This window comes from Salegentibacter sp. T436 (assembly GCF_001932675.1).
In the GTDB taxonomy this organism is placed as follows: Bacteria; Bacteroidota; Bacteroidia; order Flavobacteriales; family Flavobacteriaceae; genus Salegentibacter; species Salegentibacter agarivorans.
The window spans coordinates 3,721,751-3,742,286 of the sequence record NZ_CP012872.1 but is presented as its reverse complement, the minus strand read 5'-3'; the positions used below and the strand labels follow the sequence as shown (position 1 = coordinate 3,742,286).

Annotated in this window: 22 protein-coding genes; 11 read left to right on the top strand and 11 right to left on the bottom strand. The window is 37.1% G+C overall.

Annotation, left to right across the window (positions count from 1 at the left end; all coding sequences use genetic code 11):
• Nucleotides 1-77: 77 nt before the first annotated feature.
• Together AO058_RS16690 and AO058_RS16685 are read right to left on the bottom strand one after the other, a co-directional pair.
• Nucleotides 78-1,526, bottom strand: coding sequence for a glyceraldehyde-3-phosphate dehydrogenase (locus AO058_RS16690; protein ID WP_075327576.1), 1,449 nt, complete (start codon nucleotides 1,524-1,526; stop codon nucleotides 78-80).
• A 214-nt stretch (nucleotides 1,527-1,740) separates the two neighbouring features.
• The gene (locus AO058_RS16685) at nucleotides 1,741-3,138 is read right to left on the bottom strand and encodes a S1C family serine protease (protein ID WP_075328012.1); all 1,398 of its coding nucleotides are present in this window, start codon (nucleotides 3,136-3,138) and stop codon (nucleotides 1,741-1,743) included.
• Between the two features lie 135 nt (nucleotides 3,139-3,273).
• Here AO058_RS16685 and dapF point away from each other — a divergent pair, with 135 nt between their 5' ends.
• The 4 genes from dapF (at nucleotide 3,274) to AO058_RS16665 (ending at nucleotide 6,508) form a co-directional block, all read left to right on the top strand.
• On the top strand, nucleotides 3,274-4,068 hold the full coding sequence (gene dapF, locus AO058_RS16680; protein ID WP_075327575.1) for a diaminopimelate epimerase: 795 nt from the start codon (nucleotides 3,274-3,276) through the stop codon (nucleotides 4,066-4,068).
• Nucleotides 4,056-4,580, top strand: coding sequence for a GNAT family N-acetyltransferase (locus tag AO058_RS16675; protein WP_075327574.1), 525 nt, complete (start codon nucleotides 4,056-4,058; stop codon nucleotides 4,578-4,580). Before dapF ends, AO058_RS16675 begins: the two co-directional genes overlap by 13 nt.
• The gene (gene mltG, locus AO058_RS16670) at nucleotides 4,580-5,623 is read left to right on the top strand and encodes an endolytic transglycosylase MltG (protein ID WP_075327573.1); all 1,044 of its coding nucleotides are present in this window, start codon (nucleotides 4,580-4,582) and stop codon (nucleotides 5,621-5,623) included. Before AO058_RS16675 ends, mltG begins: the two co-directional genes overlap by 1 nt.
• Nucleotides 5,624-5,836: 213 nt before the next feature.
• Entirely contained in the window at nucleotides 5,837-6,508 is a 672-nt protein-coding gene (locus tag AO058_RS16665; RefSeq protein WP_075327572.1) for a peptidoglycan-binding protein LysM, read from the top strand.
• Here AO058_RS16665 and AO058_RS16660 read toward each other — a convergent pair.
• From AO058_RS16660 to dnaA, 3 genes are read right to left on the bottom strand one after another with little or no spacing between them, the layout of a single operon-like run.
• Nucleotides 6,505-7,230 carry an SAM-dependent methyltransferase gene (locus tag AO058_RS16660; RefSeq protein WP_075327571.1) on the bottom strand — a complete coding sequence of 242 codons (726 nt, stop codon included), beginning with the start codon at nucleotides 7,228-7,230 and terminating at the stop codon, nucleotides 6,505-6,507. The two genes, AO058_RS16665 and AO058_RS16660, sit on opposite strands and share 4 nt — an antisense overlap.
• Nucleotides 7,230-7,700, bottom strand: coding sequence for a low molecular weight protein-tyrosine-phosphatase (locus AO058_RS16655; RefSeq protein ID WP_075327570.1), 471 nt, complete (start codon nucleotides 7,698-7,700; stop codon nucleotides 7,230-7,232). Before AO058_RS16655 ends, AO058_RS16660 begins: the two co-directional genes overlap by 1 nt.
• A gap of 10 nt (nucleotides 7,701-7,710) precedes the next feature.
• Nucleotides 7,711-9,138: a chromosomal replication initiator protein DnaA gene (gene dnaA / locus AO058_RS16650; protein ID WP_075327569.1), complete on the bottom strand. Its 1,428-nt coding sequence runs from the start codon at nucleotides 9,136-9,138 to the stop codon at nucleotides 7,711-7,713.
• 205 nt (nucleotides 9,139-9,343) lie between these two features.
• On the opposite strand from dnaA, the gene AO058_RS16645 reads away from it, so the two are divergent.
• Nucleotides 9,344-9,739 carry an acyl-CoA thioesterase gene (locus AO058_RS16645; RefSeq protein WP_075327568.1) on the top strand — a complete coding sequence of 132 codons (396 nt, stop codon included), beginning with the start codon at nucleotides 9,344-9,346 and terminating at the stop codon, nucleotides 9,737-9,739.
• A gap of 110 nt (nucleotides 9,740-9,849) precedes the next feature.
• On the opposite strand, the gene AO058_RS16640 is transcribed toward AO058_RS16645, so the two are convergent.
• The 4 genes from AO058_RS16640 to ribD all read right to left on the bottom strand — a co-directional run bounded on the left by AO058_RS16640 (nucleotide 9,850) and on the right by ribD (nucleotide 13,028).
• Nucleotides 9,850-10,458: an IMPACT family protein gene (locus AO058_RS16640; protein WP_075327567.1), complete on the bottom strand. Its 609-nt coding sequence runs from the start codon at nucleotides 10,456-10,458 to the stop codon at nucleotides 9,850-9,852.
• A gap of 62 nt (nucleotides 10,459-10,520) precedes the next feature.
• On the bottom strand, nucleotides 10,521-11,393 hold the full coding sequence (locus AO058_RS16635) for an EamA family transporter (RefSeq protein WP_075327566.1): 873 nt from the start codon (nucleotides 11,391-11,393) through the stop codon (nucleotides 10,521-10,523).
• On the bottom strand, nucleotides 11,390-11,998 hold the full coding sequence (locus tag AO058_RS16630; protein WP_075327565.1) for an HAD family hydrolase: 609 nt from the start codon (nucleotides 11,996-11,998) through the stop codon (nucleotides 11,390-11,392). The genes AO058_RS16635 and AO058_RS16630 overlap by 4 nt, the downstream gene beginning before the upstream one ends.
• Entirely contained in the window at nucleotides 11,991-13,028 is a 1,038-nt protein-coding gene (gene ribD / locus AO058_RS16625) for a bifunctional diaminohydroxyphosphoribosylaminopyrimidine deaminase/5-amino-6-(5-phosphoribosylamino)uracil reductase RibD (RefSeq protein ID WP_075327564.1), read from the bottom strand. The genes AO058_RS16630 and ribD overlap by 8 nt, the downstream gene beginning before the upstream one ends.
• Nucleotides 13,029-13,056: 28 nt before the next feature.
• On the opposite strand from ribD, the gene AO058_RS16620 reads away from it, so the two are divergent.
• The 6 genes from AO058_RS16620 (at nucleotide 13,057) to AO058_RS16595 (ending at nucleotide 18,684) form a co-directional block, all read left to right on the top strand.
• Nucleotides 13,057-13,542, top strand: coding sequence for a GNAT family N-acetyltransferase (locus AO058_RS16620; protein ID WP_075327563.1), 486 nt, complete (start codon nucleotides 13,057-13,059; stop codon nucleotides 13,540-13,542).
• 274 nt (nucleotides 13,543-13,816) lie between these two features.
• The gene (gene prmC / locus AO058_RS16615; protein WP_075327562.1) at nucleotides 13,817-14,662 is read left to right on the top strand and encodes a peptide chain release factor N(5)-glutamine methyltransferase; all 846 of its coding nucleotides are present in this window, start codon (nucleotides 13,817-13,819) and stop codon (nucleotides 14,660-14,662) included.
• Between the two features lie 50 nt (nucleotides 14,663-14,712).
• On the top strand, nucleotides 14,713-15,318 hold the full coding sequence (locus tag AO058_RS16610) for a TIGR00730 family Rossman fold protein (protein WP_083634205.1): 606 nt from the start codon (nucleotides 14,713-14,715) through the stop codon (nucleotides 15,316-15,318).
• An 11-nt stretch (nucleotides 15,319-15,329) separates the two neighbouring features.
• Nucleotides 15,330-15,998 carry a VOC family protein gene (locus AO058_RS16605; RefSeq protein ID WP_075327560.1) on the top strand — a complete coding sequence of 223 codons (669 nt, stop codon included), beginning with the start codon at nucleotides 15,330-15,332 and terminating at the stop codon, nucleotides 15,996-15,998.
• 14 nt (nucleotides 15,999-16,012) lie between these two features.
• Nucleotides 16,013-18,007: an NAD-dependent DNA ligase LigA gene (gene ligA / locus AO058_RS16600; RefSeq protein WP_075327559.1), complete on the top strand. Its 1,995-nt coding sequence runs from the start codon at nucleotides 16,013-16,015 to the stop codon at nucleotides 18,005-18,007.
• A gap of 392 nt (nucleotides 18,008-18,399) precedes the next feature.
• The gene (locus AO058_RS16595) at nucleotides 18,400-18,684 is read left to right on the top strand and encodes an addiction module antidote protein (protein WP_075327558.1); all 285 of its coding nucleotides are present in this window, start codon (nucleotides 18,400-18,402) and stop codon (nucleotides 18,682-18,684) included.
• A 71-nt stretch (nucleotides 18,685-18,755) separates the two neighbouring features.
• Here AO058_RS16595 and AO058_RS16590 read toward each other — a convergent pair whose 3' ends face one another.
• Complete coding sequence (locus AO058_RS16590) at nucleotides 18,756-19,664, bottom strand: bifunctional metallophosphatase/5'-nucleotidase (RefSeq protein ID WP_075327557.1); 909 nt, start codon at nucleotides 19,662-19,664, stop codon at nucleotides 18,756-18,758.
• Nucleotides 19,665-19,667: 3 nt separating this feature from the next.
• Nucleotides 19,668-20,426, bottom strand: coding sequence for a 5'-nucleotidase C-terminal domain-containing protein (locus tag AO058_RS16585; protein WP_075327556.1), 759 nt, complete (start codon nucleotides 20,424-20,426; stop codon nucleotides 19,668-19,670).
• Between the last annotated feature and the right edge of the window lie 110 nt (nucleotides 20,427-20,536).

Genomic DNA, 20,536 nt, shown 5'->3' with positions numbered 1-20,536 from the left:
GCAAATGTAAAGTATTCCCAATAAAAAACCCACCAAATTTAGGTGGGTTTTCAGGTATTTTAGCTTATTATAAAATATTAATAATAAGTAAACCTTCTCACTTTCGCGATATACTTTGCCAGCCTTATTAATTGGTGGCTGTACCCATATTCGTTATCATACCAGATATAAAGAATTACCTTTTTACCATCTTCAGAGACTATTGTCGCCTTACTATCATAAATAGCCGGGGCGTTAGAGCCAACAATGTCTGATGATACTAATTCATTATCCAGGGAATATTTAATTTGTTCTACAAGTTCACCTTCAAGGGCGTATTTCTTTAAAATATTATTTACGCCTTCAACAGTGGTTTGACCATCAATTTCCAGATTTAGAATCGCAAGTGACCCATTGGGAACAGGAACCCTAATTGCGTTAGAAGTAAGTTTACCTTCAAACACAGGTAAAGCTTTGGCTACGGCTTTTCCGGCACCGGTTTCGGTAATCACCATATTAAGGGCAGCAGCACGACCTCTTCGGTATTTGCTGTGCATATTATCTACCAGGTTCTGGTCGTTAGTGTAGGCGTGAATAGTTTCTAAATGTCCGTGCACCACACCAAGTGTCTCCTGAACGGCTTTTAACACAGGGGTGATTGCATTCGTAGTACATGAAGCTGCAGAAAATATCGAAATTTTATCAGGATTATATTCTTTATGATTTACACCATGAACAATATTGGGAATGCCTTTCCCGGGAGCAGAAAGTAAAACCTTTGCCGCTCCTTTCGCTTTAAGGTGTCTGCTTAGTGCTTCTTTGTCTCTAAACGCACCGGTGTTATCTATAATTAAAGCTTTATTTATTCCGAATTTTGTATAGTCAATATCCTCAGGTCTATCTGCGGAAATTATCTTAACGGTAGTGCCGTTTATAATAAGTGTGCTATTTTCTTCGTCTATACCAACAGTTCCAGAAAAATCACCGTGAACTGAATCATTTTTTAATAAAGAAGCACGTTTTTCTAAAACATTCCTATCTACAGCACCTCGAGTAACGATAGCTCGCAAACGCAACTGACTGCCCTTACCGGTTCTGGCCATTAATTCTCTGGCTAATAAGCGACCAATACGCCCAAAACCGTAAAGCACAACATCCTTAGGAACAACTTTATCATATTTTTTTGCATCTTTCAGTTTATCTGAAACAAAAGCCATAGCATTAAGATGTCCCTGGTCTTCTAAATGATACTCATAGGTTAATTTCCCAATGTCCAGTTTTGCAGGTGGCAGATCCATATCCTGGATTGCTTTTGCTATTTCTACCGTATCAAATATTGAGATTGGTTTTTCTACAAATTCCCCGGCATATTCGTGTAGATTTAGAATATCGCTTACATTTCGGTTAAGTAATTGATTTCTGAATAAGACCAGCTCAATAGATTTATCGTACCAAAGATCACTTATAATATTAATAAATTGTACGGTCGCTTTGCGCCGGTTTGCCTGAAAAGAAAGTTCCTTTTCGTAAACTTTGTTGAAGCTCATGTGTGGTTTGTGTTGTTTTCCCTCTTTGAGGGTTTAATTTTGCCGAGCCTTAGCTCGAAATTATAAAATAGTTTCTATCTCAAACCTCGTGGACTTCCCCAAGGTTCTTAATTATTGGCGCAAAAGTATATATTTCAAACGTTTTCGTAAAGAAAATTTTGCATAAAAAACTCCCTTTAATTAAGGGAGTTTTAGAAGATTTATTCTTTGCTTTCTATCGCCAAACCATTCGCTGTTTTTCGCCATTTCTATCAACTATGGTAATCACAATATCTTCAGCAAGATTTTTATTTCTAAAGATTCGTTCAACATCACTTACGCTAGCTACCTCTTTATTATCTATTGCGGTAATAATGGTTCCTACCAATTCTTCCGCAGGTAATCTAGGGGAAAGGGTACGGTGAATTCTTACGCCATTTTCAACATTCAATTCCTGTAATTCTTCCTTACTGGCATTAGAAACTTCTATTTTTATAGGTTCTATAGTGTAGGTTTCAAATTTTGTAAGGGTTACCTTAGCTTCTCTTTTCTTGCCATCTCTAATAAATAGTACATCAATTTCATCGTTAGGACGCTTTGAATTAATATATCCAGTTAGATCAGAAAATTTATTAATGTCTATATTATCTAATTTTCTAATTATATCCCCTTGTTTAAGTCCGGCTTTTTCTGCACCGCTTCCCTCGGTTACTTCAGCCACCATAACTCCCTGGGTAGTTTCAAGTCCTAATTCTTCTACCGCCCGTGGGTTAATATTTCCACCTCTAATTCCTAAAATTCCTTTTTGCACATCACCATACTCCATAATATCTTCTACGATTTTACGGGTATTATTAGAGGGTACGGCAAATGCATAACCTATATAACTTCCGGTTTGGGAAGTAATGGCAGTATTAATTCCAACCAGTTCGCCATTAATATTCACTAAAGCGCCTCCACTGTTACCTGGATTAATCGCGGCATCCGTTTGTATAAAAGATTGCGAAGTAAGATCGCGTGTATTTAAATCTCTTGCGGTAGCACTAATAATTCCAGCGGTTACGGTAGATTTAAGGTTAAAAGGATTTCCAACTGCAAGCACCCATTCTCCCAATTTTACATTGTTAGAATCGCCAAACGGAATATAATCCAGGCCTTCAGCATCAATTTTTAATAGAGCGATATCTGAACTTTCATCGGCTCCAACAATTTCTGCAGTATAGGTTTTGTTATTGTTCAAGGTAACTTCAACCTCATTGGCTTCTTTAATTACGTGGTTGTTGGTTACAATATAACCATCTGGAGAAATAATAACTCCAGAGCCGGCTCCCTGCAGTGCTTTTCCGCCACTATAATTCCCCTGAATTAGATCTCTCATAGTACGCGGACCTTTAAAAACAGCTACGTTTTTAACGTGTACCACTCCGTTAACGGTATTTTCTGCTGCTTCAGTAAAATCGGCATTGGTGCCGTAGATATTTCCTGAGTAATTTGCAGGAATTAATTCGGCTGTAGTATTAGAAACCGGGGGTAAACCTGTGGACGTTTCTTCTTCAAAAAACATTTTATAGCTCCCTAAAGTCAACGTGCCTCCTAAAATAGAAACGAGAAGTAGTTTAGATAAATTTTTCATTTTCAATCTTGTTTTTATATAATTCAACTTTAAAATTATAATATTAGTATTTTCAGTTTTTAACTTTAACGGCCATTTAACACGGCCTAAAATCGTGTTATTTATAGTATCTTTGTTGCCCTTAAAATTCACGTAATGAAAATTCCATTTTATAAATATCAGGGCACCGGGAACGATTTTGTGATGATTGACAACCGTAAACAACTGTTATCCAAAAACAATACCAAAATAATAAAAATGCTGTGCGACCGTAAATTTGGCATTGGGGGGGACGGACTTATACTTTTGGAAAATCCTGACATAGATGGTGACGATTTTAAAATGGTATATTTTAATGCCGATGGTAATGAAAGCAGTATGTGCGGTAATGGGGGACGTTGTCTGGTAGCCTTTGCGAAATTTCTTGGAATAATAGAAAATGCAGCTACTTTTACGGCAATAGATGGTCCGCATAAAGCGACGATTAGCGACCACCAGGTTAGTTTACAAATGCAGAATGTTGCAGAGATAAAACAACTGGGAAATAGTGCTTTTCTTGATACTGGTTCTCCACATCACATAATTTTCACCAAAAATGTCGCCGATCTTGATGTGAAAAAAGAAGGCGCTGTAATTAGATATTCAGATGAATATGTAGCCAATGGCGGTACCAATGTGAATTTTGTAGATATGCAGGAAGATAATACCTTTTTAGTTAGAACATACGAAAGGGGAGTGGAAGACGAAACGCTTTCTTGCGGTACAGGGGTTACTGCAGTTGCGCTGGCGGCGCACGCTTCTGGAAAGGCAAATAAGAATACGGTAAAGCTAATTGTTCCCGGGGGCGAATTATCGGTTTCCTTCAGTAAAGAAAACGAAACTTATACAAATGTGTGGTTAACCGGCCCGGCAGAGCAGGTTTTTAAAGGAGAAATAGTATGCCAGGCTTAAGAGGAAATAAGGTTTATTTACGTGCTTTGGAACCCGAGGATCTCGATTTTGTTCATACTGTGGAGAATATAGAAGAGTTTTGGGAAGTAAGTGCCACCCAAACCCCTTATTCACGGTTTCTTATTAAGCAATACCTGGAAAACGCGCATCGCGACATTTACGATATTAAACAATTGCGCTTGGTGATTTGTGATCTTCAGGATAATGAAGTTGGTCTAATAGATATTTTTGACTTTGAGCCAAAAGACCGAAGGGCAGCTTTGGGAATCTTAATTGCCGATCCCTCTGAACGCGGAAAAGGATATGGTGCTGAAGCTCTAAAATTACTTTGCAATTACTGTTTTACCCATCTCGCCATGCACCAGGTTTATGCAAATATCACCGAAGGAAACGAAACCAGCGTAAAACTTTTTGAAAACCTGGGTTTCCAAAGAGTTGGTATAAAAAAAGACTGGACTTATTCTGAAGGCGGTTTTAAAGATGAAATTCTCTATCAATTGATCAATAAATAATGTACATCAAAAAAATTCTACTGGCTATTGCCATTCTTGGGCTTATAGGCCTTTCTGTTTTTAGCTATTATATTTATACCAGTATTTTTTCTGGAAACACCAGTTTTACGGGAGAGAAAAAGATAGTTTATGTGCCTACGGGTGCAGACTATCAAACCGTGATAGATAGCCTTCAGCCTTACGTGGAAGATATGGAATCATTTGACCTTGTTGCCCGAAAAAAGGGTTATGCATCAAATATCAGGGCCGGGAGATACGCTATTAAACCCGGGATGAATAATAATGAATTGGTAAATGCTTTGCGAAGCGGAAATTTACCGGTAAAAATTACCTTTAATAACCAGGAGAGACTGGAAAATCTTGCCGGAAGGGTTGCCCAGCAAATTGAAGCCGATAGTGCAGCTTTAATTAAAGCTTTTAAGGATAAAGAATTCTTAGCTGAAAATGATTTTACTGAAGCTAATGCCTTAGCAATGTATATTCCTAACCAATATGAATTTTACTGGAATACTTCAGCTGAAGAATTTAGAGAGCGAATGAAGCGGGAATACGATCGCTTCTGGACCGATGAAAAGAAGCAAAAAGCCGAAGAAATAGGCTTGAACCCTAAAGAGGTTTCCACACTGGCTTCAATAGTTCACAAAGAAACTGCCAAAGTAGACGAACGCCCAAAAGTAGCGGGAGTTTATATGAACCGGTATAAAAACGGTTGGAAATTAGATGCCGATCCTACAGTGATCTACGCATTGAAAAATAAAACGCAAAAATGGGATACCATTATTAAAAGAGTGCTTTATAAAGATCTGGAATTAGATTCTCCTTATAATACCTATATATACAAAGAGTTACCACCGGGACCTATTTTTATGCCAGATATTTCTGCTATAAACGCCGTGCTTAATTATGAAGATCACGATTACTTCTATTTTGTAGCTGATGTTAAAAATTTTGGCTATCATAAATTCGCCAAAAATTTAGCTCAGCACAATCGAAATAAGCAGGAATATGTGCGTTGGATTAACAAACAAGGTGTAAAAAGATAAAAATAATTTTTACTCAAAATTATTAAGAAAGTTCTAACGCCTTAGCATACGTACTCTTAGAGCGATGTTAAGTCATTCCATAACTTTATAATTTACTTAACAGGTTGTGCTTCAGATTTTTAAAATTTGTTGTACATTTGCACGGCAAAATTGAAAGGGGCGTAAGCTTAATTTTTTTAGCCCAAACCGTTAACCTTTCGGAAACAAAATGTAATGAGAAGGAAAATTGCAAAATTTTCAATCTTGCCTGTTTTTGCAGGCTGCATGTTTTTCAGTTTTTCAACTAGAGAAGCAGCGAATTTGGAAATTGAAGGTTATTCAACTTCCAATTTAGATCTAAACTATACCGTAGCCCTTGTAGAGGAAAGCGAGTTAGCAAAAGATCAAAGCCTTGAAAGGGCGTTACCTGAACTGGGAAAGTCCTATGTTGGTTTTAAAGAAGCGCTAGGTTTTAAAGAATCTCGCGGAAATTATCAAACAATTAATGAGTTTGGTTATATGGGGAAATACCAGTTTGGTATTGGAACCCTGGAATTACTTGGCATTTACAATAGTGCAGAATTCCTTAACTCACCACAACTCCAGGAAGCCGCATTTTATACCAATGCTTCCAGAAACAAATGGATATTAATTCGTGATATTGCACGTTTTGAAGGCAAAGTAATTAATGGGGTGAAAGTAACCGAGTCTGGTATTCTTGCCGCTGCCCATCTTGCTGGACCGGGAAGTGTGAAAAAATACCTTAGAAGCTGGGGAGCCCAGTCTTTTAGTGATGCTTTTGGAACTTCAATTAGAAATTATTTGAAGAAATTTGGCGGTTATGATACTTCGTTTGTAAAACCGGAAAAAAACCCGAGAGTAGATATTCAAGCTTTTAGAGCTTAAATTTCTTTCTGAAATATAAAAATAGCAGGCCTCTTATGGAGGTCTGTTTTTGTTTTACTCCATTCTGAAACCGGTTTGGTTACGATGTACTCTGTAGGTAAGGTAAGATCACAAGCCACGCAAAGCCTGGTCGTGGGATTTAAGAGCTGAAGCAGATCTTCAAGCAATTTATTGTTTCGGTAAGGGGTTTCAATAAAAATTTGCGCTTCCTGCTTTTCAATAGAAAATCGTTCTAAATCTTTAATTTCCTTTTTCCGTTCTTTTTTGTCTATCGGCAAATAGCCGTTAAATGTAAAACGTTGTCCGTTCATTCCGCTGCCCATCATTGCTAATAGAATTGAAGAGGGTCCCACTAATGGAATTACCTGGATGCCTTCATTATGCGCAATTTTCACAATTTCAGCACCTGGATCTGCAACACCGGGACAACCCGCTTCGCTCAATAAGCCTATATTTTTTCCTTCTTTACAATCGTTTAAAAATGAAGGAATTTCTGAAGCTTCAGTGAATTTATTTAGATGAAAAAATTTTAAAGTAGATTGTTGCTTTTCAGGAACCAGCTGTTTTATATGTCTCCTGGCAGTTTTTTCATTTTCGGCAATAAAAATATCCAGGTTTTCCATAATTTCTTTAACCTGAATTGGTAAAACCTGCATTGGGTTTGCCGCTCCCATAGTTGTGGGAATCAGGTAAAGTTTTCCTGAATATCTAAAGTCTGTCATTATGCTTTGTTTTCTTCCTTCAGCTGGTCTGCTATTTTTTCGCAAGCTTCATCCAGCATCTGGTATACATTTTCAAACCCGTGGTCGCCACCAAAATAAGGATCTGGAACATCTACATTTTCAGAAGGGAATATTTCATTAAGAATTAAATGAACTTTCGTCCGGTCGTCATCGTTTCTGGTCAGGGCCATTACATCCTTAAAATTGGAATTATCCATCACATAAATGCGATCGAATTTATCAAAATCTTCCACCTGAAATTGTCTTCCGCGCTGGTATGTAATATCAAGGTTATTCTTTTTCGCTATTGCAACAGAGCGAGGATCTGGCGCATCGTCTATGTGGTAATCTCCGGTCCCGGCCGAATCTACAAATACCTTAGATTGGTCTACCTTAGATTTTAAAATTTCCTCGGCAAGCGGTGATCTGCAAATATTGCCGAGGCACACCATCAATACCTTAGTCTTCATAAAAATGCTTTTATATGGTAAGTTTTTTGTTGAGGTCTTCAACAAACTTTTTGAATTGCTTATCAGTCGTCGCCAGGTTATCTACCGTTTTGCAAGCGTGTAAAACCGTAGCGTGATCGTGTTTTCCAATTTGAGAGCCAATACTTGCCAAAGAAGCTTTTGTAAACTTTTTAGCAAAGAACATGGCCAATTGTCTCGCCTGTACAATATGCCTTTTTCGGGTTTTAGACTGCAAAGTTTGCACATCCATCTGGAAATAATCACTCACCACTTTCTGAATATAATCTATAGAAACTTCGCGCTTGGTATTTTTCACGTAGTTGTCTACGATCTTTTTAGCGAGTTCTAAAGTGATATCTTTTTTGTTGAAAGAAGAGTGGGCAATAAGAGAAATAATAGCACCTTCCAGTTCCCTAATATTGGTTTTAATATTATTAGCCAAAAACTCAACAATTTCTTCCGGCATTTCTACTCCGTCGCGATAAAGTTTGCTTTTAATAATAGAAATACGGGTTTCAAAATCGGGGTGTTGTAATTCTGCTGAAAGTCCCCATTTAAATCTAGAAAGCAGGCGTTGTTCAATATCCTGCATATCTACCGGCGCTTTATCACTGGTAAGAATTACCTGTTTTCCGTTTTGGTGTAAATGATTGAAAATGTGGAAAAATACATCTTGAGTTCCTGCTTTTCCTGAAAGCAATTGGATATCATCCACGATCAAAACATCAATAATCTGGTAAAAATGAATAAAATCGTTTCGGTTATTTTTCTTTACAGATTCTATATACTGTTGGGTAAATTTTTCAGCAGAAATATATAAAACCGTCTTTTCTGGATATTTATCTTTTATTTCAACCCCAATAGCGTGCGCCAAATGTGTTTTTCCCAATCCTACACCACCAAAAATTAGTAACGGATTAAAAGAAGTTCCACCTGGTTTATTGGCTACAGCTAACCCCGCCGATCTTGCCAACCTGTTGGAATCTCCTTCCAGAAAATTTTCAAAATTATAACTCGGGTTAAGTTGAGACTCGATTTTTACATTTCTAATCCCGGGAATTATAAAAGGGTTTTTTAATTCGGGGTTTTTATTTTTTAGTGGCACGTCTACTTCCTGGGAAGCCATATGACTGCGCTGCGTACTCGGGATTTTCTCGGTAAATGGCATTTTATTGCCGTAGGTATTTTCCATTTTGATCACATAGACCAATTTGGCTTTTTCCCCTAATTCTTTGGTAAGAGAAACTTTTAAGAGCTTAACATAGTGTTCTTCTAACCATTCGTAAAAAAACTTTGAGGGCACCTGTATGCTTAGTGCACAATCTGTAAGTTTTACTGCTTGTATAGGTTCAAACCACGTTTTATAAGCCTGTGGAGTGATGTTATCTTTGATAAAAGCCAGACAGCTATTCCAAACTGATTGCGCAGTTTTTGACATGCTTTGTGTTGTATTATTTTAGATTAGTAGTGGTTTATTAGCAGTTAAAAGATTTAGGAGTCTCTCAACTTTGGTAGAACAAATATGTGAACAAATTATGTAATAAAAAAACCGGTTTAGGGTTGAATTTTAAGAAAATTATGTGCATACTTAATTCCGCTTATGAAAGTACAAAACCTCATTCAATTTAGCTGTTAAATTCAATATGAAAAGTCACGTTTCTTATGTTAAAGTCCGTTATGCGGAAACCGATCAAATGGGTGTGGTGCATCACGGTAATTATGCTCAATACTTTGAAATTGCCCGTTTAGACTGGCTTTCGGCGCTTGGGATTTCTTATAAGTCTATGGAGGAAAACGGGGTGATGCTGCCTGTTTATGAGTTGAATACAAAGTTTTTAAAACCTGCGGTTTTTGACGATGAACTTAAAATTGAAGTGCGATTGAAAGAACTTCCCTCGGTAAAAATTACTTTTGAATATTTAGTTTTTAACCAATGTGAAGACTTAATTACAAAAGCTTATACAACATTGGTTTTTATGGATTCCAAAACCAAAAAACCAATTCGCTGCCCGCAGTATATTTTGGATAAGCTGAAGTAGATATTAAACAAACCTCACAGTTTTCAAAACCTCGAATGTTTAATTTTTACTGTGATCCTGTCCCGAAGTTTCAGAACTAATTTAAAACCTAATATTTTTTAAAATCACCTTCAATCTTCCAACCTTTTAATCTCAACCTTATATGTTGAATCAAACTTTTCAAAAATTGCTTCAGCGTCTTTTTTTCTAACCGAAATATAGATCTTGCAATCCAGCTCCAGTTTTTGTTCGATGATATTGAGATTGTTTTCTTTAATTAAACGCATCACAATATTCATTTCAGGATAATCAAAACTGATCTCAAAAGCTTCGTCTATGGTTCGGGTTACTATATTCGATTCTTCCAGCGCCATTTGTGAGGCCGTTTTATAAGCGTTAATCAAGCCGCCTACACCGAGTTTTACACCACCAAAATATCTTACAACGACTATTAATATATTAGTAACCTCAAAAGATTGTATTTGTCCGTAAATAGGCATTCCGGCAGAATTTGAGGGTTCTCCGTCATCATTGGCACGATATTGAAAATCTTGTTTTCCTAATTGCCAGGCGTAACACCAGTGCCGCGCTTTATGATGTTTGGTTTTTAGTTCTTCTAAATGAATATTGGCTTCCTCTTCTGTCTTTACCGGAAAAGCATAACCAAAAAACTTGGAGTTCCGGTCTTTAAACAAGACTTCGGGAGAGGCTTTGGTTATGGTTTTATAGGTGTCTTTCATTATGTATCGCTATTTTTTAGACCTCACAGGTTTCCAAAACCTGTGAGGTCTTTTCAGTAAAACTACTGGCTACTCGCCACAAGGATAATACTTATCACGGCTAACGCAATTCCAATCCAGTTTTTCTTCAAAAGAACTTCTTTAAAAAGTATAATTCCAAGAATTGTAGATGCTAGCACAATCCCTACATGGTTTAAAGTAAAAATAACCGAGTTTTCAATTCCGGGAGCACGCAATGCCATAACCAGGAAATAAATGGAAAAATAGTTCGGAATTCCCAGCGCGATCCCGCCGGCTATATTTTTCCAGGTAATTCTTAATTTTCCTAAAACTGCCTGTCCAATTAAGATTGTTATTCCAATAATCCCGGCGATTCCAAAAATACTGGAAGAAAAAAGGCCGACATCGGTTTCAGAAACATAAAAATTTTCAAGGTAGTTTATGGTGGTGTCAATTATCCCACTTCCAATAAAAACCAAGAGCGGAAATACTAAATTCCTTTTCTTTATTTTAATGCCTTTTGCGGTTTTAATGGAACTCAAATAAACCGCTGCTAGTGCAAGCAGAATCCCCGAAATTTTTAAAAAGCCCAGGCTTTCATCATAAATAAATATTCCGAAGAAAACAGGAATCGCAACCGACATTTTGGTGGCTACTGAAACGACTGAAAGTCCGCTGCGTTGGGTGGTAATCGCGGCAAGATTAAAAACCGTAATAAAAAGCGCACCTAAAATGAGCGTTCCAAAAAACCATTTTTCTGAAGGAATTCTCACAATATCATCAACACTTTCTATATAGCCAAAAAAGCCCACAATACAGGCGATAAAATAGTTAACAATGATAGCTTGCAGTGTATTTACCCCGTATTTTTTATAGAGCCTAAATACGATAAAAATAACCGTAGAAGAAAGGATGCTAAGCAGCAGGTAGATCAAAATAATTCCTTTTTAGCGGTAAATAAATCGATGACATCTTCTCGGGTAGGTTCAATATTCCAGGTGTGGATTCCTAAATCTTCTGCAGCATCAGTGTTTTCTTTGGTGTCGTCAATAAAAAGACATTCTTGAGGTTTTAAGCCGTGTTGTTTTAGCACAAACTCATAAATTTCAGCATCTGGTTTTCTAAAATTGATCTCGTGTGAAAGATAAAAAGCATCGAAACAAGCTTTAAAATCTTCAAAAAACTGTACATTTTCTTTAACCCAATCTATATGAATTTCGTTGGTGTTACTCAAAAGAATTAATTGGTAATTTTTTTCTTCGGAAATTTTCTTTAAAAACTGGTAACGATATTCAGGGAAATCAACCAAAATAGCGTTCCAGGAATTTTTGAAATGTTCTTCCTGAAGCTGAGTATATTCGCTCTGATAAGATTTTACAAATTCTTCAGAAGAAATAAGCCCTTTTTCATATTTCTGATTGATATTGAGCAAACTTTCTGAAAGTTCTTCGATTTCATGTTTATTCATTTCGCGCATCGTGGCCGGTTTGTCCAGGTTGATGAATACGTCTCCGAAATCGAAAATTATGGTTTTAATCATTCTTATAATTCTTTAAAGTATCACGCTCCAAATTAGTTTCTGAAAGCTTAATTCCTGAAAATTGCGGAGCATTTATTCCCTCGTGAAATTCTGAAATTCCGGTAAAAACTCTGGCTTCATCCCAAAGATTGGCGTCAATAAAAGTCTGAAGTGTTTTTGCGCCACCTTCTATAATAACCGATTGTAAGTTGTGCCGATAAAGCACCTCGCAAATTTGTTTCACTATATCCTGTTGAAAATCAAGCTTTTCAAATATCAAATTATCTCCTGAATTTTTTACATATTCGGTTAAAACAATGGTCTTGATACTGCCATTAAACAATGCAGATTCCTGCGGAATTTTTAATTCTTTGTCTATCACTACCCGCACCGGGTTTTTGCCATTCCAAAGCCTTGTATTTAGTTTGGGGTTATCAGCAATGGCCGTATTGGTGCCTACTAGAATAGCCTGTTCTTCACTTCTCCATTTATGCACCAATTGTTTTGAATATTGATTCGTGATCCAAACCGGCTCGCGTTTTTCCTGGACTTTTGGAGCGATAAATCCATCAGCGGTTTGCGCCCATTTCAAAATAATATAAGGCTGTTTCTTTTGATGGAAAGTGAAAAAACGTTTGTTGAGATCCTGGCATTCTTTTTCCAGAATTCCTACCTGAACTTCGCAACCGGCTTCCATCAGTTTCTTGATGCCGCGACCGGCAACTTCAGCAAAAGGATCTACTGTACCAATAATCACTTTTTTAATACCCTTAGCGATAATTAGATCGCTGCAAGGCGGCGTTTTTCCAAAATGACTGCAGGGTTCCAGACTCACATAGATGGTAGACTTTTTTAAAAGCGATTCATCTCTCACAGAATTTACAGCGTTTACCTCGGCGTGTGGGGCTCCTGCTTTTTGATGCCAGCCTTCACCGATTATCTTGTTTTTATAAACAATTACGCTGCCTACCAGCGGATTGGGATAGGTGGCTCCCAGTCCGTTTTTGGCCAGTTCAATACAGCGTTTTATATATTTTTCGTGTATATTCACGCCTCTAAAATAGGATTATTTAACAAGAATGAGCACGTTAAAAATACGGGAAATTCAACCCGAAGACAATCAACAAGTTGCCGAAGTAGTAAGAAAGGTTTTGGTAGAAATGGGCGTTCCAAAAGTAGGAGCCGCCTATGAAGACAAGGCGCTAGACGATATGTATGCAACTTATCAGCCTCCGCGAATGAATTATTTTGTGGTGGAAGATGAAGGGAAAATTATTGGAGGAGCAGGAATTGCACCGTTAATTGGGCTGGAAGAAAAAATATGCGAATTGCAAAAAATGTATTTCTTGCCTGAAGCTCGTGGCAAAGGTCTTGGCGCCCAAATGATGGATACCTGTCTTAAGTTCGCCAAATCTCAGAATTTTGAACAATGCTATATTGAAACCCTTCCTTATATGAAAAGCGCACGGAAACTCTACGCACGCAGTGGCTTCAAATCTTTAGAAAAACCCCTTGGAGACACCGGCCATTATAATTGTACGATGTGGATGATTAGGGATGTTTGAGAAGTAGGAGTAAAGAGTAAAGAGTGAAGAATGAAGAGGGAGGAGTCTTTTTTACGTTATCGCGAGACAGGGAGGAACGCCACGATTTTATGTTTTAATCAAGAGAAAAGAGTAGAGAGAAAAGAAAGAAAAAAGATTTAAGAAACAAGAAACAAGATCCAGGAGATAAGAATCAGGAATTTGGATTTTCCTCAAACTGACAACGCCCAACTCACAACTGATAACAGATAACCCAAAACCGAGAACCGAGAACTCACAACCCACAACTGGAAAGATGAAACTAAAAGCCCAAAAAGAAATTTTTACTAAATCGCTGGAAAATGAATATCCTGTGGAAGAAGTGCATTCTTTTTTCTTTATGCTAACAGAAGCTTTTTTCAAGATCAATCGGTTAAATCTTGCTTTAAATCCTGAGCTTGAAATTGATAAAAGTCAGATTGAGAAACTAGAGTCAGCCTTAGCGCGTTTAAAAAACCACGAACCCATTCAGCATATTATTGGGGAAACAGAGTTTTTCGGATTGACTTTTAAGGTTGATAAAAATGTATTAGTACCAAGACCAGAAACCGAGGAATTGGTTGAATGGATTTTAGAAGAATTTTTCGAAGAGGAATCTGGGCGAATCCTGGATATTGGGACGGGGAGTGGTTGCATCGCTATTAGCCTGGCAAAAAATCTTCCGGAAGCTCAAATTTCGGCTATAGATATTTCTGAAGCAGCTCTGGTAATGGCGAAAACCAATGCAGAAATTAATAATGTTGACATTAATTTTATCCAGGAAGATATTTTAAAAACCGAAGCTCTTAAGGGAAACTGGGATGTTATTGTCTCTAATCCGCCCTACGTTAGGGAACTGGAGAAAAAGGAAATGCACCGAAATGTTTTAGAATACGATCCACCTACTGCATTATATGTAAAAGACGAAAATCCTTTAATTTTCTATGAGAAAATCACGAAATTGGCTAAAAGTAGCCTAAATCCTAGCGGGAAGCTCTATTTTGAGATCAACCAATACCTGGCCGAAGAAACCGAAAAGATGATGCAGAAATATGGTTTTAGCACCGAATTGCGAAAAGATCTTTTTGGAAATTTCAGAATGCTAAAAGGAGAATTGCGTTAATATTAAGGTTTTTAAAACCCAATAGTTCTAAATTTCATAAACCAATAATTTTGGAAAACAACAGTAAAAACCAACTTAAAAGCATTGCCGTTTTTTGTGCAAGCAGCGAAGGCAACGATGAGAAAATTTTCTCAGAATCTTATCGTCTGGGAAAAGTTTTAGCTCAAAAGAATATTAAATTGGTATTTGGCGGAAGTAAACTTGGCTTAATGGGGCAGGTTGCTGCCGGTACCCTTCAAAACGGAGGAGAAGTTATTGGGGTGATTCCAGATTTTTTAAAGACCAAAGAAGTAGTCCATACCGGTTTAACCGAATTGATCACTACCAAAGATATGCACGAGCGCAAGCTTAAAATGCACGAATTAAGCGATGGTTTTATTGCCCTGCCTGGCGGGTTTGGAACTTTTGAAGAGCTTTTTGAAATTGTAACCTGGGGCCAATTAGGGCTGCATCAAAATCCTATTGGATTATTAAATATTAACGGGTTTTACGACGATCTTATCGCGATGCTTAAAACCATGGTGAGAAAAGGTTTGCTTAGAAAAGAGAATTTTAATCTTTTGCTTATTGGGGAAGATATTGAGGAATTACTGGAAAAAATGTATAATTTTAAGCCTATGCCTGTTCCCAAATGGATGAATAAAGACCAGACCTAAATTAAGACATTATGAAAATCCATAAACTTCAAATTTATTCCGATAATATTAAGGAACAACTTCGGTTTTACCGGGAGCAGTTAAATTTAAATATCACGGGTTATTCCGAAGACTATTTTGAAGTTGAAACCGGGTATTCTACCATAAAATTTCAGCAAAAAGAAAACGCAACAGCTTACCATATCGCATTTCATATTCCCGATGGGCAGCATAAAGAAGCCCTGGAATGGGTAAAAGAATGGGTTCCGGTTTTGAAAGGTAATGGGCAGGAAATTGTAGATTTTATGGCCTGGAATGCTAAATCTTTGTACTTCTATGACGAAGATAAAAATATTATAGAATTCATTTCTCGTGAGAGTTTCAGTAAACCGGAATCAGCATTATTTTCAGAAAAAAGTATTTTGGGAATTAGTGAGGTAGGCCTGGTAACAGAGAACATTCAGGAGAAATTCGACTTTCTAAATTCAAATTTTCAGTTAGATAAATATGATGGCGATTTTGAGCATTTTTGTGCGATAGGTGATGACGAAGGTTTGCTCATCACCATAAACCAAAAACTTAAAGATTGGTTTCCTACAGATGATAAAGCCTATAAATCTGAATTTAAAATAGAATTTACGTACCAGGGAAAAAAGCATTCCCTTGTTTTTGAAAACGATCAACTAAAAGCCCAGCAATAACTTACCAGCCTTTTATGAGTACCGAAGAAAAGATCAAACAGTTACGCGAAGAATTACACCGCCATAATTATTTATATTATATAGAGGATAAGCCCGAGATCAGCGATTACGATTTTGATATGAAGCTGAAAGAATTACAGGAGCTGGAAGAAAAAAATCCTGAATTTGATGACCCTAATTCTCCCACGCGCCGTGTAGGTGGTGCGATAACTAAAAATTTTGAGACCGTAGTTCACGATTATAGAATGTACTCGCTTTCCAATTCTTACTCTAAAGAAGAGCTGGAAGACTGGGAAAAGCGGATCGAGAAATCTATTGGGGGTAAAGTACAGTATGTTTGCGAATTAAAATACGATGGAGCTTCTATTAGCCTGACTTATGAGGATGGAAAATTAAAACGTGCAGTTACCCGTGGGGATGGGTTCCAGGGAGATGATGTTACCAATAATATAAAGACCATTAGATCTGTACCTTTAAAACTGAAGGGAGAATTTCCGCAGAAATTTGATATTCGGGGTGAAATAGTGTTGCCTTATGAAGGTTTTGCAAAAATGAATGCCGAAAGGGTAGAAGCAGGCGAAGAACCTTATGCAAATCCTAGAAATACCGCTTCCGGAAGCTTAAAACTCCAGGATAGTGCTGAGGTTGCCAAAAGACCTTTAGATTGCCTGCTTTATAGTTTGGTAGCCGATAGTTTACCGGTAAAATCACAATTTGAAGGTTTGGAAAAAGCCAGGGATTGGGGCTTTAAAGTGCCACCTGAAGCCGAGTTAAAAAATAGTATAGCTGAAGTTCTCGATTACGTGAATTATTGGGACCAACACCGCCACGATTTACCTTATGAAACCGATGGGGTAGTGGTGAAGGTAAATAGTTTTGATCAGCAGGATGAATTAGGTTATACCGCTAAATCCCCACGCTGGGCAATGGCTTATAAATTTAAGGCTGAACAGGAGAGTACTAAATTAAATAAGATCACCTACCAGGTTGGGAGAACAGGAGCAATCACGCCCGTAGCAAATCTTGAACCGGTACAATTAGCCGGAACTACTGTGAAACGTGCGTCTTTACACAATGCCGATCAAATTGAAAAACTGGATGTACGGGAAGGAGATACTGTTTTTGTTGAAAAAGGAGGTGAAATTATTCCGAAGATTGTGGGGGTTGATTTCACTAAAAGAGATCCCGAAACTCCCGAAACTAAATATGCCGAAACCTGTCCCGAATGCGATAGCGAGTTAATTAGAAAAGAAGGCGAAGCGCAACATTACTGCCCTAATTATAATGGATGTCCGCCGCAAATTATAGGGAGAATTCAACATTTTATTTCCCGAAAAGCAATGGATATAGAAGGCCTGGGTGGAGAAACCGTTGCTTTGTTGGTGAATGCTAATTTAATTACCAATTATGCCGACCTATATACCCTGAAAAAAGAAGATATTCTTCCATTGGAACGAATGGCAGAGAAATCGGCGGAAAACCTTATTAATGGAATTGAAAAATCTAAAGAAATTCCTTTTGAAAGGGTTTTATTTGCCCTTGGAATAAGATATGTGGGCGAAACTGTAGCTAAAAAACTAGCAAAGCATTACAAAAATATAGATGCTTTGGCTTCGGCTTCAACCGAAGATCTTACAGCGGTTGATGAAATTGGAGAGCGCATAGCCGAAAGTGTAACCGATTTTTTTGCTTCCGAAGAAAACAGGGAGATCGTGCAGCGTTTAAAGGACTACGGACTTCAATTGGAAATTGCTGTAGAAGAACTGGAAAACCAGAGCGATTTACTTGAGGGCATTACTTTTGTGATTTCCGGGGTTTTTGAAAAAGTTGCCAGAAATGAACTCAAGAAAATGATAGAAGATAACGGCGGAAAAGTTTCCGGTTCAATTTCAGGAAAAACGGACTATTTGGTTGCAGGCGAAAATATGGGGCCCAGCAAACTGGCAAAGGCAGAAAAACTGGGGACTAAAATTATTACGGAAGAAGAATTCCTGGAGATGTTATCTTGAGTCTGGATACACTTTAAAAACTTCATTATTAGAAATCTGAATTCAAAAAAATTATATACTTTTGTATCTAAGTGAATACACTTAGAAGGATGTATTTTATAGAGAAAACAGTAGAATTTGACAAGTGGCTAAGGAAATTAAAAGATTTGAGGGCATAATCTAAGATTTTGTTCAGAATCCAGAAACTGGAAAACGACGAGCACTTTAGAGACTGTAAACCTGTTGGAGATGGAATAAGTGAACTAAGAATAAATTACGCTAAAAGCTTATAGAATATATTTCAAGGAAAGAGATGGGAAAATTATTATACTGCTTATTGGCGGTGATAAATCAACCCAGCAAAAGGACATCGAAAAGGCAAAAGAAATTTGGAGCAAATTAAAAAATTAAGAATGGAAACATCAAAATTTGATATTGCAGATTATTTGGACAGCAACGACATGATTGTTGAATATCTTAATTCTGTTTTAGAAGAAGGGGATACTTCAGATTTAATTATAGCATTAAGGCATATTTCAAAGGCCATTGGAATGACAAAAATTGCAGATGAAACCGGGTTAAGTCGGCCTAGTATATACAAAGCTTTATCTGATGGTGCAAAACCACAATTTTCAACAATAATGAAAGTTTTAAAAGCTGTTGGTGGCCAAATTAAAATAAACCCGATTTCAAATTAAAGGCAACCCATTATCGCTTCAATTCTCACATTCAAAAGTTAAATCAGATCTTTTTTGACTTTTAAAAATCGCTAAACCTCGATCTTGACTCCATTTGTTTCAATATTATTTTTATCATCTAAATAAAAATCAATTCTTCCCAGGTAAAGTCCGTAACAACCCACCTGATTTACTAAAACCTTTTTACCGGCCTTATTGGTTTCAACCGTTGGTTTATCCAAAAAAGTATGAGTGTGGCCGCCAATAATGAGATCTATGTTTTCGGTGGTTTGTGCTAGTTTAATATCAGAAATCTTATCACTGCTGTATTTATAGCCTAAATGCGAAAGGCAAATAACCAGGTCACAATTCTTTTCTTCTTTTAGAATTCGGCTTTGATCCTGCGCAATTTCTATGGGATCCAGATATTTCGTTTCCTTATAAAGACTATCGTTCACCAGACCCTGCAGTTCAATTCCCAAACCAAAAATTCCAATTCTCACACCATCCTTAGTGAAAATTTTATGCTCGTGGGTATTCCCATCCATCACCGTATTGCTGAAATCATAATTAGATGAAATAAAATCGAATTCGGCGTGTGGAAGTTGTGCATATAATCCATCTATCCCATTATCAAAATCGTGGTTTCCTATGGTAGCCGCGTCATATTTCATTTTACTCATCAGCTTAAACTCCAGTTCGCCTCCATAGAAATTAAAGTAAGGCGTCCCCTGAAAAATATCCCCAGCGTCTAAAAGTAAAGTATTGGGATTTTCATTTCTAATCTGCTGAATTAAAGTCGCTCGCCTGGCAACACCGCCCATATTAGGATTCCTGGAATCATCAGGGCCAAAAGGCTCAATATGACTATGCACATCATTGGTGTGTAAAATGGTAATGTGCTTTTTATAGTTAGGTTTAAATGAAAGTGAACTTAAGCCACCAATCCCTATAAAAGCCGTTGCTGCCGAGGTTTGTTGTATAAAATTTCTTCTTTTCATTTCTTACTTTCTTATAAATCTATTGTCTTTCTCAACCGTTAAAGTATCTACCTTTTTAAAATAATCTATAATGGCATTGCGCAGTTTATAGTCTACTTTATATAATTGGATTGGATCTTTAAAAAAGTTCATATTATCGCCGCCTTGTTGCAAATAATCTGAAGTAGCTACAAAATAGGTTTTATCTTCATCAAAATCTTCACCGTTTATTTTTGCGCTGGTAACCTTATAATCCTGATCCATTTCAATCTGGATTCCGCTAACAGGATGTGCGGTTTTTGCACGTTCCAGGTAAGTAAGCATTTCCTTAATTTTTTCTCCGGAAAGTTCTGCTACTACAATTTCATTTTCAAAAGGCATTAGTGCGTATGCACTTCGGGTAGAAATATTTCCTTTGTTGAGACCAGCTCTAATTCCGCCGTGATTTAGCAAAACCATATCTATTTCATTTCCGGTTCTGCTTTTAAAAATAGGGTTGGCCTGTTCTATTACCAAATCGGCCATTAAGTTTCCAATTGCGGTGTTGAGGTCGCCGTCACTTTTCACCATATCATTTGGATTGTAAGCTAAAGTGCTATCTAGCGTTTTATTGAGATGCTCTTTAAACGGTGCTACAAATTCCTCAATTTCGGCATCGGGTTCAATCTTTTCATCTATAGCTATTAGTTGCCCTTTAATTTCTGAAGGTTTAACCTCGTTTCCTTTACAACTTAATAGAATTACTGAAAGAAGCAGGAATAAACTTAATCTGGTTTTTTTCATTCGTATATAATTTTCACCCTTTTTATGAATTTGAAGATAATTATTTATCAATTTCTAGGATTGGGAATTAGGCCGGTTATATTCATTTTTAAAAACTCAAAGATAAATAG